The organism is Asticcacaulis biprosthecium C19 (assembly GCF_000204015.1).
Lineage (GTDB): Bacteria > Pseudomonadota > Alphaproteobacteria > Caulobacterales > Caulobacteraceae > Asticcacaulis > Asticcacaulis biprosthecius.
On the sequence record NZ_GL883076.1, the window covers coordinates 1 to 25,352 of the forward strand.

At 56.3% G+C, this 25,352-nt stretch carries 23 protein-coding genes and 2 pseudogenes; 5 read left to right on the top strand and 20 right to left on the bottom strand.

Annotation, left to right across the window (positions count from 1 at the left end; all coding sequences use genetic code 11):
- From ABI_RS00005 to ABI_RS00065, 12 genes and pseudogenes are all read right to left on the bottom strand, one after another.
- The coding region (locus tag ABI_RS00005; protein ID WP_040308373.1) for a hypothetical protein at window positions 1-296 on the bottom strand (296 nt) is incomplete at its 3' end.
- Window positions 297-331: 35 nt separating this feature from the next.
- Window positions 332-667, bottom strand: coding sequence for a Bax inhibitor-1/YccA family protein (locus tag ABI_RS00010; RefSeq protein WP_006270729.1), 336 nt, complete (start codon window positions 665-667; stop codon window positions 332-334).
- A gap of 62 nt (window positions 668-729) precedes the next feature.
- Window positions 730-2,322, bottom strand: a pseudogene (gene tnpC, locus ABI_RS00015) (IS66 family transposase).
- 71 nt (window positions 2,323-2,393) lie between these two features.
- Window positions 2,394-2,738 (bottom strand): IS66 family insertion sequence element accessory protein TnpB, encoded by a 345-nt coding sequence (tnpB, locus tag ABI_RS00020; RefSeq protein ID WP_006270731.1) that lies wholly within the window; start codon window positions 2,736-2,738, stop codon window positions 2,394-2,396.
- Window positions 2,735-3,115, bottom strand: coding sequence for a transposase (locus tag ABI_RS00025; RefSeq protein WP_040308374.1), 381 nt, complete (start codon window positions 3,113-3,115; stop codon window positions 2,735-2,737). The genes tnpB and ABI_RS00025 overlap by 4 nt, the downstream gene beginning before the upstream one ends.
- Window positions 3,116-3,597: 482 nt before the next feature.
- Window positions 3,598-3,996, bottom strand: coding sequence for a copper-binding protein (locus ABI_RS26385; protein WP_040308375.1), 399 nt, complete (start codon window positions 3,994-3,996; stop codon window positions 3,598-3,600).
- Complete coding sequence (locus tag ABI_RS00035) at window positions 3,993-7,142, bottom strand: efflux RND transporter permease subunit (protein ID WP_006270734.1); 3,150 nt, start codon at window positions 7,140-7,142, stop codon at window positions 3,993-3,995. Before ABI_RS00035 ends, ABI_RS26385 begins: the two co-directional genes overlap by 4 nt.
- Complete coding sequence (locus ABI_RS00040; RefSeq protein WP_006270735.1) at window positions 7,139-8,620, bottom strand: efflux RND transporter periplasmic adaptor subunit; 1,482 nt, start codon at window positions 8,618-8,620, stop codon at window positions 7,139-7,141. The genes ABI_RS00035 and ABI_RS00040 overlap by 4 nt, the downstream gene beginning before the upstream one ends.
- Window positions 8,617-9,849, bottom strand: coding sequence for a TolC family protein (locus ABI_RS00045; protein ID WP_040308376.1), 1,233 nt, complete (start codon window positions 9,847-9,849; stop codon window positions 8,617-8,619). The genes ABI_RS00040 and ABI_RS00045 overlap by 4 nt, the downstream gene beginning before the upstream one ends.
- A 561-nt stretch (window positions 9,850-10,410) precedes the next feature.
- The gene (locus ABI_RS00055; RefSeq protein ID WP_006270737.1) at window positions 10,411-10,980 is read right to left on the bottom strand and encodes an RNA polymerase sigma factor; all 570 of its coding nucleotides are present in this window, start codon (window positions 10,978-10,980) and stop codon (window positions 10,411-10,413) included.
- Entirely contained in the window at window positions 10,977-11,417 is a 441-nt protein-coding gene (locus tag ABI_RS00060; RefSeq protein WP_040308378.1) for a Spy/CpxP family protein refolding chaperone, read from the bottom strand. Before ABI_RS00060 ends, ABI_RS00055 begins: the two co-directional genes overlap by 4 nt.
- On the bottom strand, window positions 11,414-11,704 hold the full coding sequence (locus ABI_RS00065; protein WP_157138644.1) for a hypothetical protein: 291 nt from the start codon (window positions 11,702-11,704) through the stop codon (window positions 11,414-11,416). The genes ABI_RS00060 and ABI_RS00065 overlap by 4 nt, the downstream gene beginning before the upstream one ends.
- A 281-nt stretch (window positions 11,705-11,985) precedes the next feature.
- Here ABI_RS00065 and ABI_RS00070 point away from each other — a divergent pair, with 281 nt between their 5' ends.
- Both ABI_RS00070 and ABI_RS00075 read left to right on the top strand, forming a co-directional pair.
- A complete protein-coding gene (locus ABI_RS00070; RefSeq protein WP_006270739.1) occupies window positions 11,986-13,815 on the top strand; it encodes a copper resistance system multicopper oxidase in 1,830 nt (609 codons plus the stop codon).
- Window positions 13,812-14,930 carry a copper resistance protein B gene (locus ABI_RS00075; protein WP_006270740.1) on the top strand — a complete coding sequence of 373 codons (1,119 nt, stop codon included), beginning with the start codon at window positions 13,812-13,814 and terminating at the stop codon, window positions 14,928-14,930. The genes ABI_RS00070 and ABI_RS00075 overlap by 4 nt, the downstream gene beginning before the upstream one ends.
- 261 nt (window positions 14,931-15,191) lie before the next feature.
- Here ABI_RS00075 and ABI_RS00080 read toward each other — a convergent pair whose 3' ends face one another.
- From ABI_RS00080 to ABI_RS00100, 5 genes are all read right to left on the bottom strand, one after another.
- Window positions 15,192-16,271 carry an acyltransferase family protein gene (locus ABI_RS00080; protein ID WP_006270741.1) on the bottom strand — a complete coding sequence of 360 codons (1,080 nt, stop codon included), beginning with the start codon at window positions 16,269-16,271 and terminating at the stop codon, window positions 15,192-15,194.
- Window positions 16,272-16,328: 57 nt separating this feature from the next.
- Window positions 16,329-17,003, bottom strand: coding sequence for a DUF2231 domain-containing protein (locus ABI_RS00085; RefSeq protein ID WP_040308380.1), 675 nt, complete (start codon window positions 17,001-17,003; stop codon window positions 16,329-16,331).
- Between the two features lie 65 nt (window positions 17,004-17,068).
- The gene (locus ABI_RS00090) at window positions 17,069-17,392 is read right to left on the bottom strand and encodes a copper-binding protein (protein ID WP_006270745.1); all 324 of its coding nucleotides are present in this window, start codon (window positions 17,390-17,392) and stop codon (window positions 17,069-17,071) included.
- A 69-nt stretch (window positions 17,393-17,461) separates the two neighbouring features.
- Complete coding sequence (locus ABI_RS00095) at window positions 17,462-17,659, bottom strand: heavy-metal-associated domain-containing protein (RefSeq protein ID WP_006270746.1); 198 nt, start codon at window positions 17,657-17,659, stop codon at window positions 17,462-17,464.
- 165 nt (window positions 17,660-17,824) lie between these two features.
- The gene (locus ABI_RS00100) at window positions 17,825-19,150 is read right to left on the bottom strand and encodes a type II toxin-antitoxin system HipA family toxin (protein ID WP_006270747.1); all 1,326 of its coding nucleotides are present in this window, start codon (window positions 19,148-19,150) and stop codon (window positions 17,825-17,827) included.
- 77 nt (window positions 19,151-19,227) lie between these two features.
- Here ABI_RS00100 and ABI_RS26390 point away from each other — a divergent pair, with 77 nt between their 5' ends.
- Entirely contained in the window at window positions 19,228-19,356 is a 129-nt protein-coding gene (locus tag ABI_RS26390) for a hypothetical protein (RefSeq protein ID WP_280959731.1), read from the top strand.
- Here the strand turns inward: ABI_RS26390 and ABI_RS26570 are convergent.
- A pseudogene (locus ABI_RS26570) lies at window positions 19,357-19,497 on the bottom strand (helix-turn-helix domain-containing protein); the annotation flags it as partial.
- A gap of 231 nt (window positions 19,498-19,728) precedes the next feature.
- Here ABI_RS26570 and ABI_RS00105 point away from each other — a divergent pair.
- Together ABI_RS00105 and cueR are read left to right on the top strand one after the other, a co-directional pair.
- On the top strand, window positions 19,729-22,233 hold the full coding sequence (locus ABI_RS00105) for a heavy metal translocating P-type ATPase (RefSeq protein ID WP_083811344.1): 2,505 nt from the start codon (window positions 19,729-19,731) through the stop codon (window positions 22,231-22,233).
- Between the two features lie 13 nt (window positions 22,234-22,246).
- Complete coding sequence (gene cueR / locus ABI_RS00110) at window positions 22,247-22,693, top strand: Cu(I)-responsive transcriptional regulator (RefSeq protein ID WP_006270751.1); 447 nt, start codon at window positions 22,247-22,249, stop codon at window positions 22,691-22,693.
- A gap of 326 nt (window positions 22,694-23,019) precedes the next feature.
- On the opposite strand, the gene ABI_RS00120 is transcribed toward cueR, so the two are convergent.
- Window positions 23,020-24,012, bottom strand: a complete 993-nt coding sequence (locus ABI_RS00120; RefSeq protein ID WP_006270752.1) for an ATP-grasp domain-containing protein — start codon at window positions 24,010-24,012, stop codon at window positions 23,020-23,022.
- A gap of 55 nt (window positions 24,013-24,067) precedes the next feature.
- Window positions 24,068-25,054: a glycosyltransferase family 2 protein gene (locus ABI_RS00125; protein ID WP_006270753.1), complete on the bottom strand. Its 987-nt coding sequence runs from the start codon at window positions 25,052-25,054 to the stop codon at window positions 24,068-24,070.
- Between the last annotated feature and the right edge of the window lie 298 nt (window positions 25,055-25,352).

Genomic DNA, 25,352 nt, shown 5'->3' on the forward strand with positions numbered 1-25,352 from the left:
ATAGCCATCATCTTCTTACGCTTGGCGGGGCTGGTTTCGGTCGTGGTCATGCTTTGCATCTGGGCGTCCATTGTCTGCATCTTGGCAGCCATTTCCCCCATATGTTTTTGCATGTCGCCCATATGAGCTTTCATGTCAGACATGCCGCCAGGTGCCATTGGCATCGCCGGCGACGTTTTCATCGGTGCCGTCATAGGCATCGATTGGTTTGGCGTCGTCGCAGTTTGGCCGTGCACTGTTCCGACAGAAAGGGCCAAGGCAGAGACCAGCAGAACAGATTGGAACTTGATATTCATGGTATTTCTCCAGGTGTTGTGATTGGGAAGGTGGGTCACCAGCTTTTGCGTCTGTTGCCAAAGAGGTAGAGCAACTGCAGGAAGAGGTTTATGAAGTCGAGATACAGGGTGAGAGCGCCCAAAATGACGATCTTGCCCACGCCTTCACTTTTGTCGGTGAGCGTTGCGTACGGCAGCTTCAGTTTTTGGGTGTCGTAAGCCGTCAGGCCGATAAAGACGAGGACTCCAATGATGGAGATCCCGAACTGCAGGGCATTGCTCTTTAGAAACAGATTGACGACTGATGCGGTAATCACGCCGATCAGCCCCATGATCAGGAGCGCGCCAAGGCCGGCGAGGTCGCGCTTGGTCGTGTAGCCGTAGAGGCTCATCAACCTTTTCGGGTCAACCGGGCGCGTGGGCAAACCGGGCGTAAGCGCGTAGCTGTGGCCCTTTAGGGCTTGTAGTTCCAGGGCATCAACGCCTCGATACTGCTGCTCGGCCAACGGTTTGCGATGTGCGTCAGAGTCTGCGTCAGCCAAGCCAGCGGATCGACATCGTTCATTTTGGAGGTCTGCAGCAAGGTGGCGATAGCGGCCCAGGTGCGACCGCCGCCGTCGGAGCCGGCGAACAGCGCATTTTTTCTAGTAATGGTCTGGGGCCGGATTGCCCGCTCGACGATGTTCGAGTCGATTTCGATGCGGCCGTCCTGCAAGAAGCGCGTGAGCGTTTCCCGGCGCGTCAGAGCGTAACGGATATCTTCAGCCAGCTTGGATTTTCCGGAGATGCGCGGCAGCGTGTCCTGCCACAGCTTGAACAGGTCCGAGACGATGGCGCCCGATGTCTGTTGTCGTGCGGCAGCACGCACGTCTGGCGCCTGACCTCGCACCTGCGCCTCGACCTCCCAGACCCTGGTGAGTTGTTCGACAGTCGATGTCGCGACCGTCGACGTGCCGGCGACATGGTGTTCGTAGAACCGTCGCCTCAGATGTGCCCAGCAGCCGGCCAGGCGTACACCTTCGTTGCCCTGATCCGTCCGGGCCAAGGTGTTGTAAGCCTGGTAGCCATCCACCTGAAGGATGCCTCTATAACCGTGAAGGTGCCGTTTGACGCAGTCTCCGGCGCGGCTGTCCTCGAAGCGATAGGCGATCATAGGTGGGCCACTGCCGCCGAAGGGGCGATCGTCCCGAGCTTAGGCCCATAGATAGGCGGTTTTGACCTTGCCGCTGCCCGGAGCCAGTGTCGGCAGGGTCGTCTCATCAGCGAAGACCCGTTCGCCACGCTTGATCTGTGCGAGCACGTAGTCCGCCAGGATTTCCAGCTCGAAGCCCACCTTGCCCATCCATTGGGCCATCAGCGAACGGCTGATCTCGACCTTGTCGCGCGCGTAAATGGCTTCCTGACGGTAGAGGGGAAGACCATCGGCATATTTGGAGACGGCGATCTGGGCGAGCAGAGCTTCGGTCGGGATGCCGGCCTCGATGATGTGCGCCGGCGCCAGGGCTTGGATGACGCCGTCCTCGTTTCGGAAGGCGTATTTGGGGCGGCGGGTGACGATGACGCGGAACCTGGCCGGCGTGACGTCGAGCCTTTCGGAGACATCCTCGCCGATCTTGACCTTCTCCTTGCCGGCGTGTTCGGGAAGCTCTTCAGGCTCAATGACGACCTCGACCCGTTCCAGGTGAGCGGCAAAGCCCTTGCGCGGACGCGGCGTGCGCTTGGCAGCACCGGAGCTCTTGCCCTGGTCGACCTGGGCCTGCAATGCCGCGATACCCGTGGCGATCTCGTCGAAGACAAACGCGCTTTGCTCGTCGTCGATCGCGGGAGTTGCGCGCTTTTCCGAACGGCGCCCGAACCGTGCCCGGTCAAACGCCTTCAGGATCGACGTCAAGCGCTCGATGCGCGCGTCCGCCGCTGCTTTCAGCGATTTGAGTTCTGTATTTTCAACCTCCAGCACGTCGGCACGCGCCGCTTTTTCCGCCATGGCCAGGGCAAACGCCCGCAATTCTTCAACGGTTTCCGGAAGGGCGATTGCAGGAGCGGACATGCCCAGCTTATAGCAAAAAGCCCTTTATCTGCATAGGTTTTTGGGCCGATGGGCTCTAGTTTTTCCGAGCTTCAGCCCACCGTCTGTGGCCGCCGGACGCTTTGCGGACGAACGCGTTTCCAGTCAAGGCCGTCGACCAAAGCGATCAGCTGAGCATGGCTCATCTGGACTCGGCCGTGCCCGCCCTTCGGCCAGCAAAACCGGTCCTTTTCCAGCCGTTTAGCGTACAGGCACACGCCAGTTCCATCCCACCAGACGATCTTGACCCGATCGGCTCGCTTCGCCCGGAAGGCATAGAGCGCGCCGCTGAAAGGGTCGCTGCCAGAGTCCCTCACCAGGGCAAGCAAGCTGTCGGGACCCTTGCGGAAGTCGACAGGGTGCATAGCCAGGAACACCTTCACACCAGACTGGATCATGATTGGCGCACAGCCCGGATCACACGGCGCAGATGCGCCTCATCGAAGCCCGCTTCGCAGCGGATCGTGGCACCGCCAAGGCTGATCTCGATCGTGGGGATACGCGTCTCCGGCACGGGTAAAGCCTTCGTCGCCGCTGGCGCAGGTGCCTGCGAGATCCAGCCAGCCCGAACCGCCGCTTTGCGCCATTGGTAGATTTGCGAGGCATCCACCCCGACGCGCCGTGCAATTTCCGAAACCTTCGCGCCCGGAATCAGCGACTCCGCCGCGATCTCCGTCTTGAAGGCATCCGACCAACGCCGGTGAACCTGCGCCGGAGCGCCTTCGAAAGGTTCGGCCACCGCCTCGATCATCTGGAACGTCGCAGGAGAAGTCATAGGAGGTCTCACGGGAGGCAACACAGGCGGCCTCACTACGATCTCGTATTCCTCAGTACCAGATGGGAACCGCTACGCGCTTACAACCGGGCCAGCGAGGCCTCATCAGTTGAAGTCCGCGACAGATGTTATTTCAGTCCCTCATGTGATTGAGGGAGTGAGAGTTGAACACCTTGCCGGGCCATCTGCGACAAGAGAGCTGGCCACGTTGGTTTGGACACGTATTGGGCTGATTTAAGTGGGATGGCGCCGCTTGCCAGGAAGAAGAGGACGAAATCAAACCGCAGCCCAAGGGCAGGGCAACCTTGATGAAATCCATACCCATGGGTGAAAACACGGCTTAGGATCGAGTTCTGAGTTCCCGTTCGGACGATTTACACTGTTCGGCAAGCGCAATGGGGGGAACCAGTTCGCGCGTGGCAGCATTTGAAAGTGCTGTCACGCGCGGTTACGTCGAAGGTCGACTGTTGTATAAGCGGCCGCTAGTTCTTAGCGCGAATGGCTGTGACCTCTGTGTCACTGCCCTTTACTGAAACATCGAACGAAATGCTCTGGCCGACCTTGGCATTGGAAAGGATCTCCGGGCCGGCCTTGAAGGCCATTGTCATAGCAGGCCAACCAACTGCCGGGATTGGCTCATGACTGATGGTTACGGTCCCGGCAGTCTTGTCGATTTCAGTAATCGTGCCGGTGCCGCTGCCAGTCTTCGCATCGGCCTCCATCGCCATCCCGGACATACCGGACATGTCACCCATGCCGTCCATGGGAGGCGCGGCTTCGCTGGAAGGTGCAGTGTCCTGGTTCTCGGGCTTCGGACTGCACGCGGATACAAGCAGGGTTAGACCAAGCAGCGAAATGGTCGTGAATATTTTCGCTCTCATGGAAGGCTCCTTTTGTTGAGTGATGGAGAACGGATTGCTCGCCGGCGGTGCAGCAGTAGATAACCTGCAGGCACCACGAGCATCGAGAGAAGCGGCGCCGTCAACATGCCGCCGATCATGGGTGCTGCGATACGACTCATAACTTCTGACCCAGCACCGTGGCCAAAAAGTATCGGGAGAAGACCTGCGAGGATCACGGCGACCGTCATTGCTTTTGGTCGCACGCGAAGGAGCGCGCCTTCACGCAACGCGGCTTCGATTTCAGCCATTGTCGGATTAGGTCCGCGTGCCTTCAATGCGTCCTTCAGGTAGATCAGCATTATTACGCCGAACTCCGCTGAGACGCCCGCAAGGGCGATGAAACCTACGCCTGTGGCGACTGACTGGTGAAATCCGAGCACATATAATGTCCAGATGCCGCCTGTCAGTGCGAACGGAAGCGTGAGCATGATCAGAGCCGCCTCATCGAAGCGCCTGAAAGTGACGTAGAGCAGAAGAAAAATGATAGCAAGCGTGGCCGGAACGACAATCTTCAGCCGCGCGACGGCCCGCTCAAGGTACTCGAACTGCCCAGAGTAGGCGACAGAAACGCCGGGAGCCAGCGGCACGTTTTTCGCGACCGCTGCCTGCAAATCCTTGACGACCGAGGCCAGATCGCGTCCACGCACGTCGACATAAATCCAGGTCGAAGGCCGTCCGTTTTCCGTCTTCAGCATGGGTGGGCCTTCGGTGATTTCCACCCGTGCTACGGTACCCAAAGTGATCTGCTGACCTGAGGGGGTCAGTACCGGCAGATTTCGCAGGCCTTCAAGGCTGTCGCGCAGTTCGCGCGGATAGCGGACGTTGATAGGGTAGCGAGCCAATCCTTCGACGGTCTCGCCTATATTCTCCCCGCCAATGGCGCCCGAGACAATGGACTGCACGTCGGAGATATTGAGTCCGAAACGTCCCGCGGCGGCCCGGTCGATTTCTACATCGACATATCGTCCGCCGGTCAGGCGCTCTGCGAGGGCAGAACTGACTCCTGGCACCGTCTTGGCGACAGTCTCGATTTGATGCGCGATTCGGTCAAGTTCTGAGAGATTGGCCCCGTAAACCTTCACGCCGATAGGGCTCTTTATCCCGGTCGCCAGCATATCAATGCGATTGCGAATAGGCGGGACCCAAACATTGGCGAGACCGGGCACCTTCACCACGCGGTCGAGTTCATCGACGAGCTTATCCGGCGTCATACCGGGCCGCCATTGATCCTTGGGCTTAAACCTGATGGTCGTTTCGAACATCTCAAGGGGCGCAGGGTCCGTCGCACTTTCGGCGCGGCCGGCTTTGCCGAAGACACTTTCAACTTCCGGGACCGACTTTATCATACGATCAGTCTGCTGAAGGAGCTCCGCAGCCTTGCTGGCCGAGAGGCCGGGCAGCGCGGACGGCATGTACAGTAGGTCGCCTTCATCGAGTTGCGGCATAAACTCACCACCCAGGCGGCTTAGGGGCCAAAGCGTGGTGGCAAATGCCACGGCTGCTATGGCGAGTGTCGCTTTCGGATGCTTCATGGCCGCGTCGAGAACAGGCTGATAGACGCTTGTAAGAAAGCGATTGACGGGGTTTACCTCTTCCTTCGGAATTCGCCCACGGATCAGATATCCCATCAGGACAGGGATCAGCGTCACCGACAGGATGGCGGCACCGGCCATGCTGTAGGTCTTGGTGAATGCCAAAGGCGAGAACAGGCGGCCTTCCTGGCCTTGGAGCGTAAAAACGGGAATGAAGGAGAAGGTGATGATCAGCAGGCTGAAAAATAGCGCCGGTCCCACCTCGACTGCAGCTTCAGTCAGAACACTCCATCGTTCGGAACCCTCGAGTCGATCTTCGGGGTGATCGTGTTCCCAGTGCTCGATTTTCTTGTGGGCATTCTCTATCATCACCACGGCCCCGTCCACCATGGCACCGATGGCGATGGCGATGCCTCCTAGCGACATAATGTTGGCGTTCACCCCCTGGAGGTTCATCACGATGAACGCAAGCAAGATGCCGACTGGAAGCGTGACAATGGCGACAAGCGCCGATCTCACATGCCAGAGGAACAGGGCGCAAACCAGGGCCACGACGACGAACTCCTCAATCAGCTTTTCACTAAGATTGCTGATTGCATGGTCAATCAGCTGCGAGCGGTCATAGGTCGTGACGACCTCGACACCAGGAGGCAAGCTCTTCCTCAATTCCGACAGCTTCTGCTTCACGGCCGCAATGGTCTCGCGAGCATTATCACCCGATCGAAGAATGACGACGCCGCCTGCGACTTCACCCTGACCATTCAGTTCTGCTATGCCTCGGCGCATTTCTGGGCCGACTTGAACCGTCGCCACTTGACCAAGGGTAATTGCCAGCCCGCCTGAAGTTTTGATGGGTACCGCACGGAAGTCGCCGAGGGACTTCAGATAGCCATTGGCGCGGACCATGTATTCCGCCTCAGCAAGTTCCAACACAGAGCCACCGCTTTCCTGGTTGGCGCCCTGGATAGCGGACACGACCTCCTGATGGGTAACGCCATAGGATGCCAGCTTCACCGGGTCGAGGACAACCTGATATTGTTTGACCATGCCTCCGATACTGGCGACTTCGGCAACCCCTGGAAGGCTCTTGAGTTCGTATCGCAAAAACCAGTCCTGCAGGGACCGCAGCTGAGACAGGTCATGGCGGCCGGTTTTGTCGATGAGGGCATACTCGAATACCCATCCAACTCCAGTTGCATCCGGCCCCAAGGCAGGCTTGGCACTTGCTGGCAGCCGTCCCTGGACCTGGTTCAGATACTCAAGCACGCGAGATCGCGCCCAGTAAAGATCGGTGCCATCTTCGAACAGCACATAGACGAAACTGTCACCGAAGAAGGAGTAACCGCGTACGGTCTTCGCACCGGGCACGGACAGCATGGTCGTTGTCAGCGGGTAAGTGACTTGGTTCTCGACAATTTGAGGTGCCTGGCCCGGATAAGGTGTTCGGATGATAACCTGTACGTCCGACAGGTCCGGAAGGGCGTCCACGGCCGTCGAGCGCATGGCGAACACACCCGCGATGATGACCGCGATCGTGGCGAGGATCACGAAGAAGCGGTTGGCGACCGACCAACGAATGATGGCAGCAATCATCGTGCTGTGCCCTTTCGCATGGTTTCGACAATTGGCCCTTCGGCCTTTTGAGCGAAGCTGAAATCGACCTGATCCCCCACCTTCAAGCCGGTTGCAATTGATGGGGAGGCGAGCTTGAATGTCATGGTCATGGCAGGCCAGCTAAGTGCCGGAACAGGCCCGTGGCTAAGTGTCACTTGTTCAGTCGTCAACGTTTCAATGCGGCCCTGGGCCGTAAAGACCTTTGCTGTTGCTTCTTGCCCTACGCCTTCTCTATCCTGGATCGCCCTGGCGGAAATTCCCGACAGATTTGCTTCGGAGTCGACGAGAAACTGGCCCGACGCGACGACGTTTTCACCTTCGGTAAGCCCTGCGAGGACCTCCGTACGATTTTCCGACTCTCGGCCGACCTGAATTTCGACGGGCTCGAAGCGCCCGTCGCCCTTTGAAAGCATTACTATGGTTCGCTTTCCGGTGCGAATAACGGCTTCGCTAGGTACGCTCAGAGCCGTCGAAGTGTTTCCTGGAAAATGTACAGTGGCATACATCCCTGGACGCAGACGTCCGTTCCGGTTGGCCAGTTCAACCCGGACACTGAGCGTCCGGGTATCCGATTGGGCGGTCGGCAGAATAGCGGACACCTTTCCTGAGAAGCTCTCGCCGGGAAACGCTGCGAGCTTGGCCTTAACCGGTTGTCCCAAGCTAACTTGTGATGCGAGGGCTTCGGGAACTGCGGCATTCAGCCAGACGCTGGACAGGCCGGAAACCTGGGCCAGGGTCTGGCCCGAGTTCACTGTCATGCCTTGTCGGACGTCCAAGGTTTGGATTGCTCCGCCAACAGGTGTCGAAATAGTAACGATTGTGTTGGGCTTCCCCGAACGGGAAACCTGATCGATCAGTCCTTGAGACATGCCAAGCAGAGTCAATCTTTGCCGTGCCGCACGCTCGAGTGCCGGATCCGCTGTACGCCTTACCGCAAGATACTCCGACTGTGCCGCGGCCCAGGACGGAATGAGAATATCAGCTAAGGGAGCGCCGGCACCGACTATGTCTCCGGGTGCACGGGCGTATACACGTTGGACAAAGCCGTCCGCGCGTGCCTGGACGATAGCGACGTCACGCTGGTTGAACTCAACAGTACCGGCCACTGTAAGATCCAGGGCGAAGTCCGTGCGCTCAACCTGTGCCAGCCGGATGCCCAAGTTTTGTAAACGGCCAGGGTCGATCTTGACGCCGCCCGCCTTCGCCTCCTCATCCGCATACTTCGGCACCAAGTCCATGTCCATGAAGGGCGATTTTCCCGGATTCTCGAAGTGCTGGCCCGGAACCATAGGGTCGTACCAATAGAGAACTTTTCGACCACTGGCCTCTGAGGTAGAGGTGAGGGCCTTTGACGTGTTCAGTCGTGATATCCCATAGCCTGTGCCGGCAGAGACGAGAGCAATGGCGACCCCATAAGCGAGGATCTGTTTCCGGCTGAGCGTGATGTTGCGGATCATTGCTCGTGCTCCCCGTACGTAAAGTGAATGCGGATGCTGTTGCGAGCCAAGCTGGCTTCCCGCGCAACGGCGTCGATCCGCGCTTCGGCGAGCAGAATTTGGGATTGAAGAACATCTGCGAGACTAGCCGTACCTGCGCCGTAACTTGCGAGTTCAAGGTCAGCTTTCTGCTGCGCAAGCGGCAATATTACCGTTTGTGCACGAACCAAACGTTCATAGTGCATAGTGTGGTCGGCCAAGTCGGATTGAAGCTGAGCCTCAACTTGACGGCGCGCGGCATCCTCATTGTGGCGGGCGCGCGTGGAGAGCTTTGCCTTGCTTTCGATCATCGGGTCTTGCCGATTTTTCGAGAACAACGGGAGGCTGATGGTAACGCCTGCAGAAATCATGTCGCCCCAGATGGGATCACGCCGCTGGTAGCTAACCTCCCATCCCCAGTCGGGGCGCTTTTCTGCTGTAGCAGCCGCCACGTCAGCGTCGCTGCGTGCCGTCATGGCGCTCATTGCCGCAAGGTTCGGATTACGGCCTAGCCCTGCATGCAATGCGATTGGATCGATCTCAAATTGCGGGGCTTCACCTGAGATGTCCGCGGTGGGATCACCCGTCCATCGTATGAGTTCTGCCCGGGCCTTCGTGGCCTCGGCCGTCAGTTCGGACCGGCGGTCTGCAATAGCGGCTTCCAATTCTGCGGCTTCGAGCGACTGCGCTGGACGCAGGTTTCCAGCTTCGACTTGTGAGGTTGCCGTGGATTTTAGAGGGGCAATCGCTTTTTCGACCTCATCCAGCGCCTTGAGCTTGCGCCTCGCAAAGTATAGGTCGACCCAAGCGAGTCCGGCGCTGAGGCGTGCGTCTCTGGCATCGACCGCATATGCCGCTTCCGCTGAGAGAATTTCCGCCGATGCCTGTTTCTTTGCGGCGCGGCGTTTTGCGCCATTTGGTACGTCCTGCATGATGCCAAAACTCTGCATGGTCATGCTTTCACCCGATAGAGATCCGGCCATCGGCCCAGAAACCGGATAGTTCTCGAAACCGGCGCGAAATTTTGGATCAGGCAAGCGCCCGACGGAACGAGAGGCGGCCGTCGCCGCATCGATTTCCGCAACTCTCGCGGCAAGGGAAGGGGCTGACTGTTCCGCACGCGTCAACGCCTGTTGAAAAGTAAGTGGTTCGCCGAAGGCAGGCGCTGCCAGGATCGATATTCCCGCAGCCAGGAGGAAAGAGGTTCGCATTGAAAAACACCTGGGACATCGAGTTGCGCGGCGGTCGGCCACGGAAGCGCAGCCTCCCGCAGGCGGTGGCAGCCTGCTCAGGAACGACGGCGCGCTCTAGGTGCGGCGAGGGCCGCACACAGTTCAGGTGTGGAAGCGGGGAGGGGGCACAAAGAGCGCCGGTTCATCTGCATCGAAATTGACAGGCGAACGCGTGAAAACGACGAGTTCGATATGCAAAATCGGAAGACTTACAGGCACGTGGGTGTCGGACGTAGCGCTGATCCCGCACATTGCGATGCAGTTTTGAAAGCAGGCCTGATCCGACGACTTGGTAGGCTTTTCGTCTTCGCAACATGGCATGGCCATATCCGAGTGGGCTTGGGAGTCTGCCATGGTCATCTGCATCGGCTGACTCATTTCGAGACACGCGTTTTGGGCCGCCTGTGCGCTTACAGGCGAAATCAAAAGACCCAGAAGGGCAAAGATGTAGAGAACAGCCTTTAACATTGTCCGCCAGGATAGATTTCAATCGTTAAAAGTCAATGAGCCAGCACCGAGCATGCCGAATGTAACCTGTTCTCACTTTTCACCGAGTTTCTCGGCCAGCAATTTTCTGGCGCGGTAGACTCGCGTCTCGACCGTCTTACTGGTGACGCCGAGGATTTCGGCGGCTTGTTTCTGTGAAAAGCCTTCGAGTGCCGTCAACAAGAGCGCCTCTTTGAGGTTTGCCGGAAGGCGAGCCAGGGCCTTTTCGAGCTGCGACACTTCGTGATCGAGGATAAGGCGATCGTCTGCGTTGATTGATCGATCAGTAACATTCATAACTTCGAAGTCATCAGAGGACTTCGTGCCGAATATCAGGTTACGCACCTTCTGCCGGCGGCCGCGATCCCGGGCTTTATTAATGGCGATCGTTCTTAGCCAAGCGCCAAATGGCCGACGGGCATCATATCGACGGATTGCCTTCCACGCGGCGATAAACGCTTCATGTGCCGCTTCATAAGCCTCGTCGGAATTACCGTTGTAGCGGCGCAAGAGCCGATAGACGGCCTCCTTGTGTCGGCCGACAAGAATGCTGAACGCGCGGTCGTCGCCTCTTGCTGCTGAACTTGCTAGCACCTCATCTGAAACTTCGGCATCGGAAGTCACTTTTGCTCTTCGGTCAGAGAATTAACGACTGTCTGATCGAATTCCACAGCCTGCTGCGGAGTGAGGACCGACCGCATTTCGAAGGTATGGTCAATCGTCTCCTTTTGCAGGTCCCCCATAGCGGCGTGAAACCGGTCGATCGCGGCCTGAACCTCAGGGGTATAGGCGTGTTTTTCTTGGAATGCTTTGGCAAGATCGGCGTTTGCAGCGCGCATCTCCGCTTCCAATGCCTCCTTTACCTCCGCATGTTTCTCTTCCATTGCAGCGATGCGGTGCGTCTGTTCATCTGTTAAGTCCAGTCTACGATGCACAAGCTCATGCATCGGCGTCGGCTTTTGCATCTTGTGAATGACGTACTGAGCCCCCCCGAAAGCTCCCAGAGCTGCTCCCACGAGCGACAGTACTAAAGTGACAATCATGCTGCGGGCGAGCGTCATGGGTACCCTTCGAGGAGGCTTGAGGGTGCGAGCCGCAAGGATGAGTCAAACGGCTCGGCATGGTCTCTTATCTCGGATGACAAGGCCGCCGCGCCGCCGGCTGTTGTGCCGACTACAAGTGCAAGTGCAAGAGATGCCGCTCGAAGCGGCATAAGAACCGTGACGGTTCGAGCCTCAGTCCTTTGAAGCTCGATATTTCGGGAAATGTTTTGTTCAAGATCCGCCAGCGATCGGTCGATCGGCCGGGTCTTCAATTGCGCCAACAGCGCATCAATACGGTCACTCATGTACTTGTCCTCGCCTCCCAGTACATAATACGCATAGCGAAGCAATATCCCTCATACCAGGTATTTCTAATTTCTAGACGCCTGATCTTGGACATTAGTTACCCATATTTTTCGCCGGAAAATGCTGTTTTCAGCTTTCGGGCGGGCTATGACCGGAATGCCGTGCATTCTTGTTTTCCAACCTATTTCTAACATGTGCTTTTTTATGAGGGCATCCGCCTTTTGAGACGTAACTATCAAAGGAGGGATCAACGCATTCCCTCCCTGACTAGGACCTCCAAATGACAGATATTCATCGGCGCAAGCTCCTGCACAACCTGTCGATATTCGGTACGGCGAGTGCGGTCGGCGGGTTACTGCCATCCTGGGCGAGGAGCGCGACGCCCGGATTGAACCACACGCTGCAAACTGTTTCCGGTTCTGAGATCCGGCTGAAACTTGAACGCGCCCGTTGGCCGATCGACGGAAAGCTTGGCAATGCCATAACGATCAACGGCACGCTTCCAGGGCCGATCATTCGTCTCAAGGAAGGGCAGAACGTCAAACTCGTTGTGGAAAATCACTTAGACGAGACATCCTCAATTCACTGGCATGGTCTCCTGGTACCGTTTCAAATGGACGGTGTCCCAGGCGTAACCTTTCCCGGCATCCCGGCACACTCGACGTTCGAGTACGAGTTCGAACTCAAGCAAAGTGGCACGTACTGGTACCACAGCCACTCGGGCTTACAGGAACAGGAAGGGCTTTATGGTCCAATAATCATAGAGCCGAAAGATCCTGATCCGGTACAATTCGACCGTGACTATGTGATTATTCTTTCTGACTACAGTTTCATTCGGCCCGAAACCCTTTTCAAGCGTTTGAAAGGGCAGTCCGGTGTCTTCAATTATCAACGTCAAACGATTTCGGGACTGCTGGCCGGAAAAGATCAGACTCTAGCGGAGCGGATCGAATGGGCAAAGTCGCTAATGGATCCGACCGACGCCTCTGATATCACTGGAGCCGTCTATTCGTTCCTTATCAATGGCCACGGACCGAAGGACAACTGGACTGGTCTTTTCACGCCGGGTGAGCGCGTGCGCCTTCGCTTTATCAACGCTGGCGCACAAATGGTCTTCAATGTCAGAATTCCCGGTCTGAAAATGACGGTTGTGGCAGCCGACGGCTTAAATATTCGGCCTGTTGAAGTCGATGAGTTCCAGATCGCGAATGCTGAAACGTACGACATCATTGTTCAGCCGATCGAGGACAAAGCCTATACCCTTGTATCCGAAGCTGTTGATCGTTCCGGAATGGGGGCGGCGACGCTCGCACCACGCCTGGGCATGACAGCGCCAGTTCCTTCGCTGCGTGAGCGCCCCCTGGCCACGATGAAGGATATGGGTATGGACATGTCCGGCATGAGCATAGGTGGAGCGGACACGGCAGGGCATGACATGTCGTCAATGTCCATGGATCACGGTTCAATGGAAATGACGTCGGTGCATCCCCCTGGTATGGCACCGCCGAAACCCAGGGGGTCGGACATAATGGCTGACATGGGCGGCATGGAAATGTCCATGCGAGACCCTGCTAACGCGCCCCAGATCAAATTAGGGCCTGGAGTTCAGACGATCTCGCCAATGCCTATGGATCGGACCGGTGACACGGGACAAGGTTTGGAAAGCGTTGGGCATCGCGTCCTCGTTTACAAGGATCTTGTCGCGCTTGAGCCGAACCCGGACACCCGCACCCCGACGCGTGCCCTCGAAATCCGCCTTACCGGCAACATGGAACGCTTCATGTGGGGCTTCGACGGACGTAAATTCAGCGAAACAACAGGGCCATATACTTTTGCGACCGGTGAGCGGGTTCGAGTTACCCTTGTGAATGACACCATGATGGCCCACCCAATCCATCTCCATGGACATTTCTTTGACCTGGTGATCGGCGCACCGCAGGATCACAAGCCGCGCAAGCATACCGTGGCTGTTTTACCCGGAGGAAAGGTGTCGTGGGATTTCACCGCCGAGACAGGTGATTGGGCATTCCACTGCCATATGCTCTATCACATGCACGCAGGCATGTTTCAGGTCTTTGCGGTGCGTCCGCGCGATGGAGGCGCCCAATGAACCGGGTCGCAATGATAGCACTCGTCCCCCTATTCCTGGCAACGCCCGCTCTGGCGATGCAGGATCATTCACAGCATGGCAACATGCCTGGTATGACAATGCCAGCGCAGCCGCAGCCTAAAGCCAATGCTAAGCCTAGGCCGAAAGCTCCGCCCTCTAAGCCGAAAAAGGCTGCGACCAAATCGCCGGCCGCGCCCCAAGCGACTTCACATAGCGCCCATCAAGCAGTTCCCGCGGAAAACAAGTCGCAGACTTCACAGGCAAATTCAGTTCAACAAGAGATGCCTCCGAAGGACGGGGAAGCTCATGCTGGCCATGACATGTCAGAAATGAGTATGTCTGGCATGAACCACGACAACGAAGAGGCGAGCGCCGAGGTAGAAATTCCGCAAACACCGCCGCCGCCGCCGGCAACAGATCATTTGGCGGACCGGTATTTTGACTCAGCGCAGATGGCCGAGGCTCGTCATATGGTACATATGGAGCATGGTGCGATGAACTTATCCAATGTCATGTTCGATAGGCTCGAGCTTCGGCCCGACGATGGCGGATATGCATGGGACACGGAATTCCGGTATGGCGGGGATATTCATCGCCTTGTGGTGAAGTCAGAGGGTGAAGGAAGTAACGAAGACGGAGTTGAAGACGCTGAAGTCCAAATTCTCTATTCGCGCGCGATCACGCCTTACTTCGATATTCAGGCGGGCATCCGTCAAGATTTCGAACCCCAGCCGCGCACCTACCTGACACTTGGTACGGAAGGTATTTTTCCCTATTGGTTCGATGTGGAGGGCGCCGTCTTCCTTTCGAACGAAGGCGAACTTCTGGCGCGTGCTAAAGGTACTTATGACCTGCGGCTGACGCAGCGCATGATCCTTCAACCCTCCGCGGAAGTGACTTTCTCAGCCCAGGACATTCCCGAACTTGAGATCGGTTCGGGCCTCTCGAGTGTCGAACTCGGCTTGCGCTTACGCTACGAGATCCGTCGTGAATTCGCGCCATATATCGGGATCGTTTACGAACGCAAGTTCGGTGACGCCGCTGACTTTGTGCGACTGTCGGGGAAAAATCCTGAATCCACAAAAGTCGTCATAGGCTTGCGAGCCTGGTTTTGATCAGAGTTTGGCGGGAGCGTTTGGCCGGCTTTCCAAGAGCCGCTCCTGCTCAACATGTGGGTCGTGCAACGGATAAGCCATAAGCTAGGAGGGATTGGATCATTTTCGCGCCATACTAGCCGCTTTCTCAAACAAAGGTTCACAGTCATTCCGTTTAAATTGGGTAGTAGAGTAAATTATGACTCAATACTTCATACTCCTTCATACGATCGGCTCTCATAGTGAAAATTCCCCTGGGTACCTGGGCGTCGTTTTTACAAATTAGCCTCTTTGTCTCTTAATCAATGCCGTCAGTGACTTGGCGAACTCTTGCGCCGGCGATCCTATGTAATTTGTCAGGGCTCGAGATAACAATAAGGTACTAACTACGGTGACGGCCAAATAAATGACAAAACTCGGGAAAGTCGGCATCGCCCAAGTGTTTGCAACCGTCGAAACAACTGCCACTATTGGCCAATGAGCCAAATATATAGCGTAGGAATCGTTGCCCAGTTTAGCCATGATTGGACTTGGATAATGGGGTTTGGTTGCGTCTCGGGATGCAAGGCACCAGATTATGACGCTCGCGGGGAGGCCACATAGAGCAACTCGCACCCATTCAGCGACACCCGACGGCAGTGAGGGCGACACAGCATTGAACAGGGCCGCTCCGCCCAAGAGCAAGACGCCAGCTGCAACGAGGCCAAGCCAACCATTTAATCTCACACCCCGTTTGATTAGAACGGCAATCCAGACGCCCGCGAGGAACTCGAGAACGAGCGGCGTATAGACGTGATGGACGATGGTGATCTGGGTTGTGATAAAGGTACCGAGAGCGGCGGCTGTTATCGTCCAGACCGCAAGGACGCGGAACCGCCCTTGCGGCGAAAGGACTAGGAGTATCGCAAACACGAGGTAGAACACCATCTCGAACGACAGAGTCCATGCAGGCCCGATCAAAAAACCGCCTTGCTCAGGTATCAGCGCGATTTGGCAGGGAACACTGCATTGCTGGTCATGGGAGAGGGCGGCAGGGAGCCATAAGGCAAAACCGTATGTAGCAGCGAGAGTGATCCAATACATCGGATAAACCCTGGCGGCGCGGGTAATAAAAAAGGATAGGCCTACCCGAAAGCCGCCGGTCTTTCCATCCGTTGTCCACATCATCAAAAAGCCGGACAAAACGAAGAAAAGGTCGACGCCCGTCCATAGAAGGCCGCTTGCTGGCAAGCCGTAAGATGAATCGAATGTCGCAGAACCAAATTGCCCCAAGTGGTGGTAGAACACTCCCAGCGCCGCTATTGCCCGGAGACAATGCAATCGTCCTAGTTGCTTGGTGACGGAGGCCGATTCTGCAATCATCGGTCTTACGCGCCGCCCTGTGGCAATTTGAATAGTCTATACTGCGCCACTGTTGACTTAGAACGCCATGTGCCCGGCGCCATGGGTCACATCGCCACCCAGGTATGCTTGGATGAGAATGAGCGCCACAGCGACGACCAAGGTGGTTTCGTAGAGCCGGGAGCTTGGTTGGTTGACCGCTGTCTCTGCTGGTCGCTTCAAACGCCACAGCAACAGATAGACGAAGGGAATAAGAGTCCCGATCCAGCGGTGCCAAGTGAGGGCTGTACCGTCATCCGCCGCAGGCAGACCTGCGTTCGCCCAACCTAGGGCGGCCGCGGCGAACCCGCCTGCCGTCGCGAATGCCAGCAACACTTTATTGCCTGCGTTGTAAACCGGCTTTTTCCGAGCGGCGGCCAACACTTCTAGAAGAGCGACAGTCAGGAGCAACGCGATCGGAAAGTGAATGACGGCGGGGTGCCAAGCGCCGAGCCACGAAACAAGACGCCCACCGAATGTTTTTGGCTTCTTGTGGTCCATCTCCATGCCCATGCCGGGCTCGGTCGGCCAGGCCATCGCCATAGGGGCATCTTCCGGATTATTGACGGTTGTACTCGCTTCGGCAACGGCTGAAGCGCTGGATGAGCTTTGATTTTTGTGAGCCATCGCTGGCGGCGCCGACAGAAGGAGCGAGGCTATAATGCCGGTGAGGGCAAGAAGACCTGAGACAAGGGGAAAGATTTTCTTGGCCATCTGGAACTCCGTACGTGTCGGATGTATGAAGGAAAAACCCAGGCCTACAGGTCCTGGGTCTGAAATTACATCGCGTGAATAGCCGTTACGAGTGGCTGGCCGTTGTCGTTCTTCATCACGAAGTGCACTTTTTGACCAACCTTGGCAGAGGCGATAGCTTCTGTCGTCGCCTTGAATTTCATCGTCATAGCCGGCCATTTCAGCGCCTTGATGGGACCATGCTGAATCGTCACCGTACCGGCATCCTTATCAATGGCTTTCACGACGCCTTCGCCTTCGGCCGTTTGCGAGTCCGCGGCCTGCTTGTGACCTTCGTGTGCCATGACAATCACCGGGGCGGTTGCGCCTATAGCGGTCACAAGCGCCAGTGCTGCAATTAACTTCTTCATACTCTATGTCCTTGGAACTGTTGCCACCCGTGGGATATACGCGCCGCGACGCGCAATCCCTCAAGGTGTTTAAGCGGCGATTTGGGTTGCTTCAAACCCGGCAAGTGCGAGGGCTTTTGTAATCTCGTCAGTCTGATCCGACGAGATCTCCACGGTGCGCTCAACGACGTCAGCCTCGACCTTCGCCGTTGGGTCAAGGTTTTGAGCGATTTTGGTGACACTACGGACGCATCCGCCACAAACCATAGTTTCGATGTGATATTTCATGAGCTTTCTCCTTTTGCCGGGCTCATTCTGTAATGTGGGGCTTCCCACTATTGGAAGGTCAAGACCACAAGCATATTTTTTTGCCGGAAGAGGAGGGGGCTGGCGATGACGAAGCTACTGCCTTGGCCAATCGGTCCGACTGTCGAAATTTCAGCCATGGTCGGATCAGGCGCCGCCGCTTGTTTTATCAAGTAGATGAAGGCGATGCGTGGCGCCGATTGCCGCTGCGTTTTCGTCTGATATCCCAGCCTGTTGAGCGAAATCGGACCAGCGGCTCACAGTGTTGATGATCTCCGCGAGGATCGCCTCGGCGCGCCCGCGTTTCATCGAACAAACGGAACCACACGTCTTGAAATCTTCACGTGTGAAGCTGTCGAGCTTTCCATTCATCGACATCTGATGCCGGGATGTCCACTCGCCGCTCGGATTAAAGGCATAGTTTATGTCGTAAGCCGGTGAGAGGGCCCACTGACCGGACTTGTCCATCAGGAAAGCGATATTCTTGACGTGATCGTCCTGATTCCGGGCCACAATATTAAAGGCCATGCGTCGAAATTGCTGTTCAATCGCGGGCAGGCCAAGCTTCATTTGTCGCATGACCATCGCGGCTTGCTCGTAGCTGTAGGCGCCAGCCATGTTGAAATCATAGTGAGCCAATGCGCATAATGACTGCATGTGCAGCTTGGCGCCCCCATCGGTCCGGTCGAAGCGCTTCGTCATAAAATGATGGCGAGGGCCGTCCTCAAGCAACCGGCATTCGGTCATATTGATCCCTGCAGCCCGCGCCATAAGGTAATAGGCGTACTCGATTGCGCCGAAACCCTGCGGATCTTCGAGTTCCTTGTCGCGGTTACCGGATACGCCGTCGAATTTCAGAAGCCAGTAGCTGAAGCCCTGGCCGGCTTCGACCTGACCGGAGCGCACCTCATTTGTCTTCGGGTTCCACGCGATCACTGCCTTAGCGCGCGCGCCGCCGGCCGAGGTGCCGACACTCAGGATTTCCTGAAGGGCCTGCTGACGCTTGGGAGCGGCAAATGACTGGCTCAGATCGTGGCGATTGCGCAAGACTTCTGAGGCTAGACCGACCAGTGCATCGATATCGACGCGTTTGCTTTGCCGCTGCCGTGGCCCGCTCGTAGGGCGGAACTCCAGCGCGCCCATGCCACGCGCGCCGGTGTAGCACAGGCGCTCAACGGCATTGAAACCCTCGGGTGCGCGGCCTTGCGTCGCAAGCCAGGCATTTATGATAGCGTTTCCGAACTTGTCGGGCAGAGCATCTGCGAGTAATCCTGGCAGACCATGGAAAGTCCTGAGTGGTAAATCCGGGAAGCGATAGACCGTCCGGTTGATTGGCATGGTGAGCGGCGCAATTTCGATGCCGCTGCGCACGAAGTCTGGATCGTATTCGAAGTCGGCAAAGGGACTGTCATCACCGAGGCGTACGGCGCCGATACGCGTCCCCCACATCATGATTTCGGCGGTCGTACTCATTTTTCGTCACCCCATGACCAAGGGCGGCTGCTTTTGGCTTCGGTTTTTGTGGGTTTCACCCTTTTTCGGCGATGCCCTTGATGCTCGACGACATCGAGCGGTCGCACAGTTGGCGCGGGTATCAGGTTTTCCACACCGTGCGCAAGGTCGAGGCCCCGCAGTACCCGGATCAGGTTGACAAGCTGGACGCTTTCGCCATCCTCTAGGCGCTCGACCGTGCGTTTCGAAACGCCGGTCTGTTCGGCTAGGCTAGCTTGCGTCAAGCCATGGTCTAGCCGACGCTGAGCTAATCTTTGCCCGATTTCGTTCAAAATTGCATCGTCTGTTAAGGTCGGCTCAATCTTCATAAGTCGTCAATCCTGACGATTAATATCGGGAACGGATCATAATTCGCCATTTGTGACGATATATACTCCGAAATTGCTTATATCATGTAAATCGCCATGTCTGGCGAATAAAATTCATATACAATCATAAATCGCCTTTTATGGCGAGTTATATTACAAACAATAAAAAAGCGAGCGCCTATTGACCTTGCAATGATTGGAACCTCTATTTAGGCATGCAGGACAAGCAAAATGAAAGCCTGCGTTATGGAAACAACGCTGAATTCCAAAGAAGAAGCCGTCACCTTACAAATCGAAGGTATGACCTGCGCCTCGTGCGTTGGCCGGGTCGAGAGGGCGTTGCGGGCCGTCGCAGGGGTCACCTCTGCCGAGGTGAACCTTTCAACGGAGCGCGCCTTGGTAAGGACCTTGGGAGCTATCTCGCGAAATGATCTAATCGAAGCCATTGAATCGACAGGCTACGCGGTGCCAGCGCCAAGCGCCCTGGATTTCTTGGTTGAGGGAATGACCTGCGCGTCCTGCGTGGGCCGCGTCGAACGTGCGCTCCAGGGCGTCCAGGGTGTCGCACGTGCATCGGTCAATCTCGCTACCGAGCGCGCTCACGTCGAACTGAGTCAAAACATCGATCCCGTCAGGTTGATTAACGCTATTGAAGAAGCGGGCTACGATGCCAAGCTGGTCGAAGCGGCGGCCGCCGCTAACGACCAGGCGGTCGAACGCCGCGAAATCGAGACACAGGCGCTCAAGCGCGATCTTGCCATCGCAATTGCACTAACCGCTCCGGTTTTCGCGCTCGAGATGGGCTCGCACCTAATCCCCGGCGCGCATTCACTCATTGAAGCGACAATTGGCATCACCTCGACCTGGTGGCTGCAGTTTGCGCTTACCACTGCCGTTCTGTTCGGGCCTGGTCTTCGCTTTTACAAGAAAGGGCTTCCGGCATTGTCTCGCCTGGCGCCCGATATGAATTCGCTCGTCGCTGTCGGTACGATCGCGGCTTATGGCTACTCGCTTATCGCGACTTTTGCACCGCAATGGCTGCCGCGCGGCACCGTAAATGTCTACTACGAAGCAGCCGCTGTCATTGTCACCCTGATTTTACTGGGAAGGTTTCTGGAAGCAAAGGCCAAGGGCCGAACATCCGAGGCCACCAACCGCCTGATCGGCCTTCAGACAAAGACCGCCCGCATTGTGCGAGATAGCATCGCCTCGAATATTGATGTCGTCGATCTGCAACTCGGCGATCATGTCGAGGTCCGCCCTGGAGAGCGGGTGCCGGTGGATGGCGAAGTGCTAACCGGCCGGAGCTTCATTGACGAGTCAATGATCAGCGGAGAGCCGGTGCCTGTCGAAAAGGCACATGGTGCTACTGTTGTTGGCGGCACGGTCAATCAAACTGGAGCTCTGACCATAAAGGCAACCGCCGTTGGCCATGATACGCTTTTGTCGCAGATCATACGGATGGTCGAGCAGGCGCAGGGGGCCAAGCTGCCGATTCAAGCCGTGGTCGACAAGGTGACGCTTTGGTTCGTTCCGGCGGTCATGGCCGTAGCGGCATTGACATTCTCCGCATGGCTCGCCCTGGGGCCGTCGCCTGCCTTAACATTCGCACTGGTAAACGCCCTAGCGGTTCTCATCATTGCCTGTCCCTGTGCCATGGGTCTGGCAACCCCTACCTCAATCATGGTGGGCACTGGCCGAGGGGCTGAACTTGGCATCCTGTTCCGAAAGGGAGATGCGCTGCAACGGCTGAAAGATGCGAAGGTGGTGATGCTCGACAAAACCGGCACCCTGACGCTTGGCAAGCCTGTTCTGACAGACATGCACGTGCTCCATGGCTTCGATCGTGACGATGTCCTTGCCCTTTTGGCAGCCGCAGAAGCCAAATCGGAACACCCGGTCGCTCAAGCCATCGTTAAGGCCGCCAAGGATGAAAACTTGTCTATTCCGGCGGTCGACGATTTTTCCTCTGTTACGGGTTACGGCATTGCAGCGACCGTAAATGGGCGACGGGTTCACGTGGGTGCCGACCGCTTTATGCGCCAACTGGGTCTTGAGCCGGCGGTTTTTGAAACTTTGGCTAACGCCCTGGCGGAGGAAGCGAAGACACCGGTCTACGCCGCTATTGATGGTGTGCTCGCGGCGATTGTCGCAGTTTCAGATCCGATCAAGCCGACAACCCCTGGAGCCATTAAAGCGCTTCACAGCCTCGGCCTTAAGGTCGCAATGATCACGGGTGACAACCGCCATACCGCAAACGCAGTGGCCAAGTCGCTCGGCATAGACGAAGTAGTGGCTGAGGTTCTCCCTCAAGGAAAACTGGACGCGGTGCGCCGTCTCAAGACACAATTCGGAGCGAGCGCTTATATCGGAGACGGCATCAATGATGCTCCGGCACTGGCCGAAGCGGATGTTGGCTTAGCCATAGGCACAGGTACCGATGTGGCTATCGAAGCCGCAGATGTCGTACTTATGTCCGGTAACCTGCAAGGCGTCCCAAACGCCATTGCCTTATCGAAGGCTACGCTTGGCAATATTCACCAAAACCTGTTCTGGGCGTTTGCTTACAATATCGCGCTGATACCGTTGGCTGCCGGCGCGCTTTATCCATTCACAGGAATGCTTCTGTCTCCTGTCATAGCTGCGGGGGCAATGGCCTTGTCGTCGGTATTTGTCCTCAGCAATGCGCTCAGGCTTAGACGTTTCCGTCCCCCTTTCATCGTTTCGGCCGTCTGACTGGAGACATCACATGAATATCGGACAAGCTGCCAAGGCATCTGGCGTTTCCGCCAAGATGATCCGCTACTATGAGGAAACGGGCCTGGTCATGCATGCGCAGCGCTCTGAAAAGGGATACCGACTGTATTCCGAAAAGGACGTTCATACCCTCCGTTTCGTTCGACGCGCGCGAGACCTTGGCTTTACGGTAGACCGAATTGCCGATCTTCTGGCTTTGTGGCGAGACACTGGGCGGCAAAGCGCCGAAGTCAAACAAATGGCCATCGGCCACGTGGCCGCACTCCGGAAGAAGATCACCGACCTGGAAGAGATGGCGGCCACTCTTGAGCACTTGGCAGATTGCTGCGCCGGCGATCATCGTCCCGACTGCCCAATCCTCAGCGACATTGCCACGGGCGCCCATGGGCCGGCGAAATCGGCACATCGCTTCGGAGCCCTTTCGGACAAAAAATCCTAATGCCTATGCTTCAGGATAAGAAAAAGCTTGAGAAAAAGTAGCGTGCTGACGACAACGACGACTCCAATCCCGGTCCTCAAATCCCAGGTCAGAGCAGATTGCAAACGGCCAGGAGGACAAAAAATCACGGCCGCGTGCAAGCTAATCACAACCACACTCCACCACAATTGCCGGCTGGGCCTCTCTCGGTGGGCAGGGCGTGCACCTGAGAACGCGCCGAACTGTTCAGAATTAATTTGCAGGGCGCGCCATTTAGTTCTGAAAAGCTGACCCCGGCGAAACACCATTGGCATTTTTCCCATCGCCAGGAGCATTCCGCTTTGTCGCTAAGCAGACAGCATGTTGTGTAGTGCTGTCGATAGCAAATTCATTGAAGCTACTTTATCGCGCCAAGAGAGTGCGATAACCGGACCAATATCCGTCTTATTGACGTCCACAATGTAAATGCGCCCGTCTGATCGGTCCCGCAAAATGTCAAGTCCGCCCCAGTCCAGTCCCATATGCGCCAAAAACGCGGCGATCTTCACCATCTCATCTTCGGAAAATATATCAGAGGGCGCCTTTAGGAATGCGCTTTCGTTATTGATTGAAAAGAGGCCTTCTGGAGACTTGAGCTTGATCCAAACCAAAACAGGATTCCCACCGACGCACGGGGTCCTCAGGTCGCGACATTTCCCGTCTACGCCACGGGTATCGATAAGTTTCTGATAGGTAAAACCCTTCCTGGGCATCATCGGACCATCGACAATGCGGCCGCCATGCACGCCGTTTTTTTCAGGCTTTTCAACAATCTTTCCGACGACCTCGGCGGGATTTACAGATAGATGATAACCAAATACGTCTTCAAATACTTCCGCGACACGGCTTTTACTGATATCCGTACATCGATGATTGAAATGCGGCGTGATAGTAACTAAAGGCGGAGAGCCTACGGTGCTATCATCGAAATATACCGCGGCATCGGCAGTATCGACGCTGTCCGCCAACGTTATGCCTGACCACATGGCGACGCCACGCATGAGGTACCAAGGCCTTGGCTCGTCGGGCCCAAACCACAAGGTTTTCTTGTGCCTTCCCGCGACAGTAACCCAAGCTGCCACGAAGTAAAGCAGCGCAAGGTATAGAACCCAATTAAACAATTCCTGAAATAATGCACCGCTGATCTCCAAGCGAATGCCGGTTTTATTTATGCAAAGTTTTCCGCCACTCCATGAAAAATCAGACCACCAGAACGTTGCGTTTCGCGGCTTCTTCGCTCGGGGATGCGTAGGAACGCAGTGTTCCTGGCCATTTTCTGAGCCTATCATAATATGAAGCATACCGAGCGCATTTCGCAACCATTCTCCAAATAATGAGGCCACAAAGACGTGGGTGTCAATTAGATATACTTAGTGTTTTAGTTTCGTTTGAAGTATTTATATCGCGCTTTGATAGCAGAGCGCTTCCATAGAAACGAAAGGAAACAAACCATATCAGTTTTCCCAATCCTCGCACCGCTTTATCCAGTGTGGGCGCAGCCTCGGGCCGCCTCAATAGCAGGAGAATTAGGCCGATAGGCGTCATGACAGTCGCCTGAATAAGGCCCTTGAGCATCCACGCGACTGCCGACCATGTTTTGCCCGCCTTGGCTGCCGTGTAACTCGGGCCCTGTCCGAAGTTGAACGCCCGGCGAAGGGTGTACGAAAGTCGCTTTCGTGACGGGGGAACGTCCTCATAAACAAAGGCATCTGCCGCCCAAGCAAATTGCGCCCCGTCTTGCATAAGTCGGTGAAATAGCTGGTCATCCTCTCCACCGAAGTCATTGAGTTCGGTAGAGAAGGGCTGTGGACCTATCATACAATTGCGGCTGATTAAGCTGTTTCCACAACCGTAGTATGAAGAAAGAACTTCTGATTCTGCTGCGCCAATGCGAGAGAAAAATGACGCAAAGTAGCTGTCATATCGGGTAGTGGGGCTACTTAAGCGAGCATAAACAGGGCCAAACACGACATCAGCTGCAAAGCGCTCCTGAATTTGAACAAGGTTAGAAATCCAGTCTTGCGGGGCTTCTTCATCATCGTCGAGAAACGCGACGTAGCTGGCCTCACACACGGCAACCGCGTGATTTCTGGCATTGGCAACACCTGGTCTCGGTTCGTGGACATATTTCAGGAAATAGTGAATCGGGTAGGCCTCGACAAATGACCTTGCCCCGGCGTCAGGGCTGTTGTCGCACACGATTACACTTAAGTTGATCTGATCTAAGCCAACCTGCGCTGCCACCGAGCCCAACGCTCGTTTCAACCCCTCGGGTCGCCGAAACGTAGGTATGATAACACAAACATCAGTCGCGCCCGTCGAAGCTTGGACGTTTTCCGACATGGTGTTTCTCCGGGTGCTTAGGTGCGGGCGCGCCTGTTCCTCCATATACGCTTACTAGGGAAACTCCCCTTAGAAATATGCGACAAATTTCTGAAATATTACGGGGCTGACGGCGACGTCCCAGGGCGTCGTGTAGCTCCGTTGCCAGCGAAGCCGGCTGTGTTGCGCCAATGTCGACGCCATCGTGCCCATCGCGCTAATTCTCGAGACATGGATCAATTCCGCTTCTCTATGTCGTCGCGCTCTTTCGCCGAGAGGTCGCGGATGAAGCCGGTGAATATGTCGGCATATCTTGCTT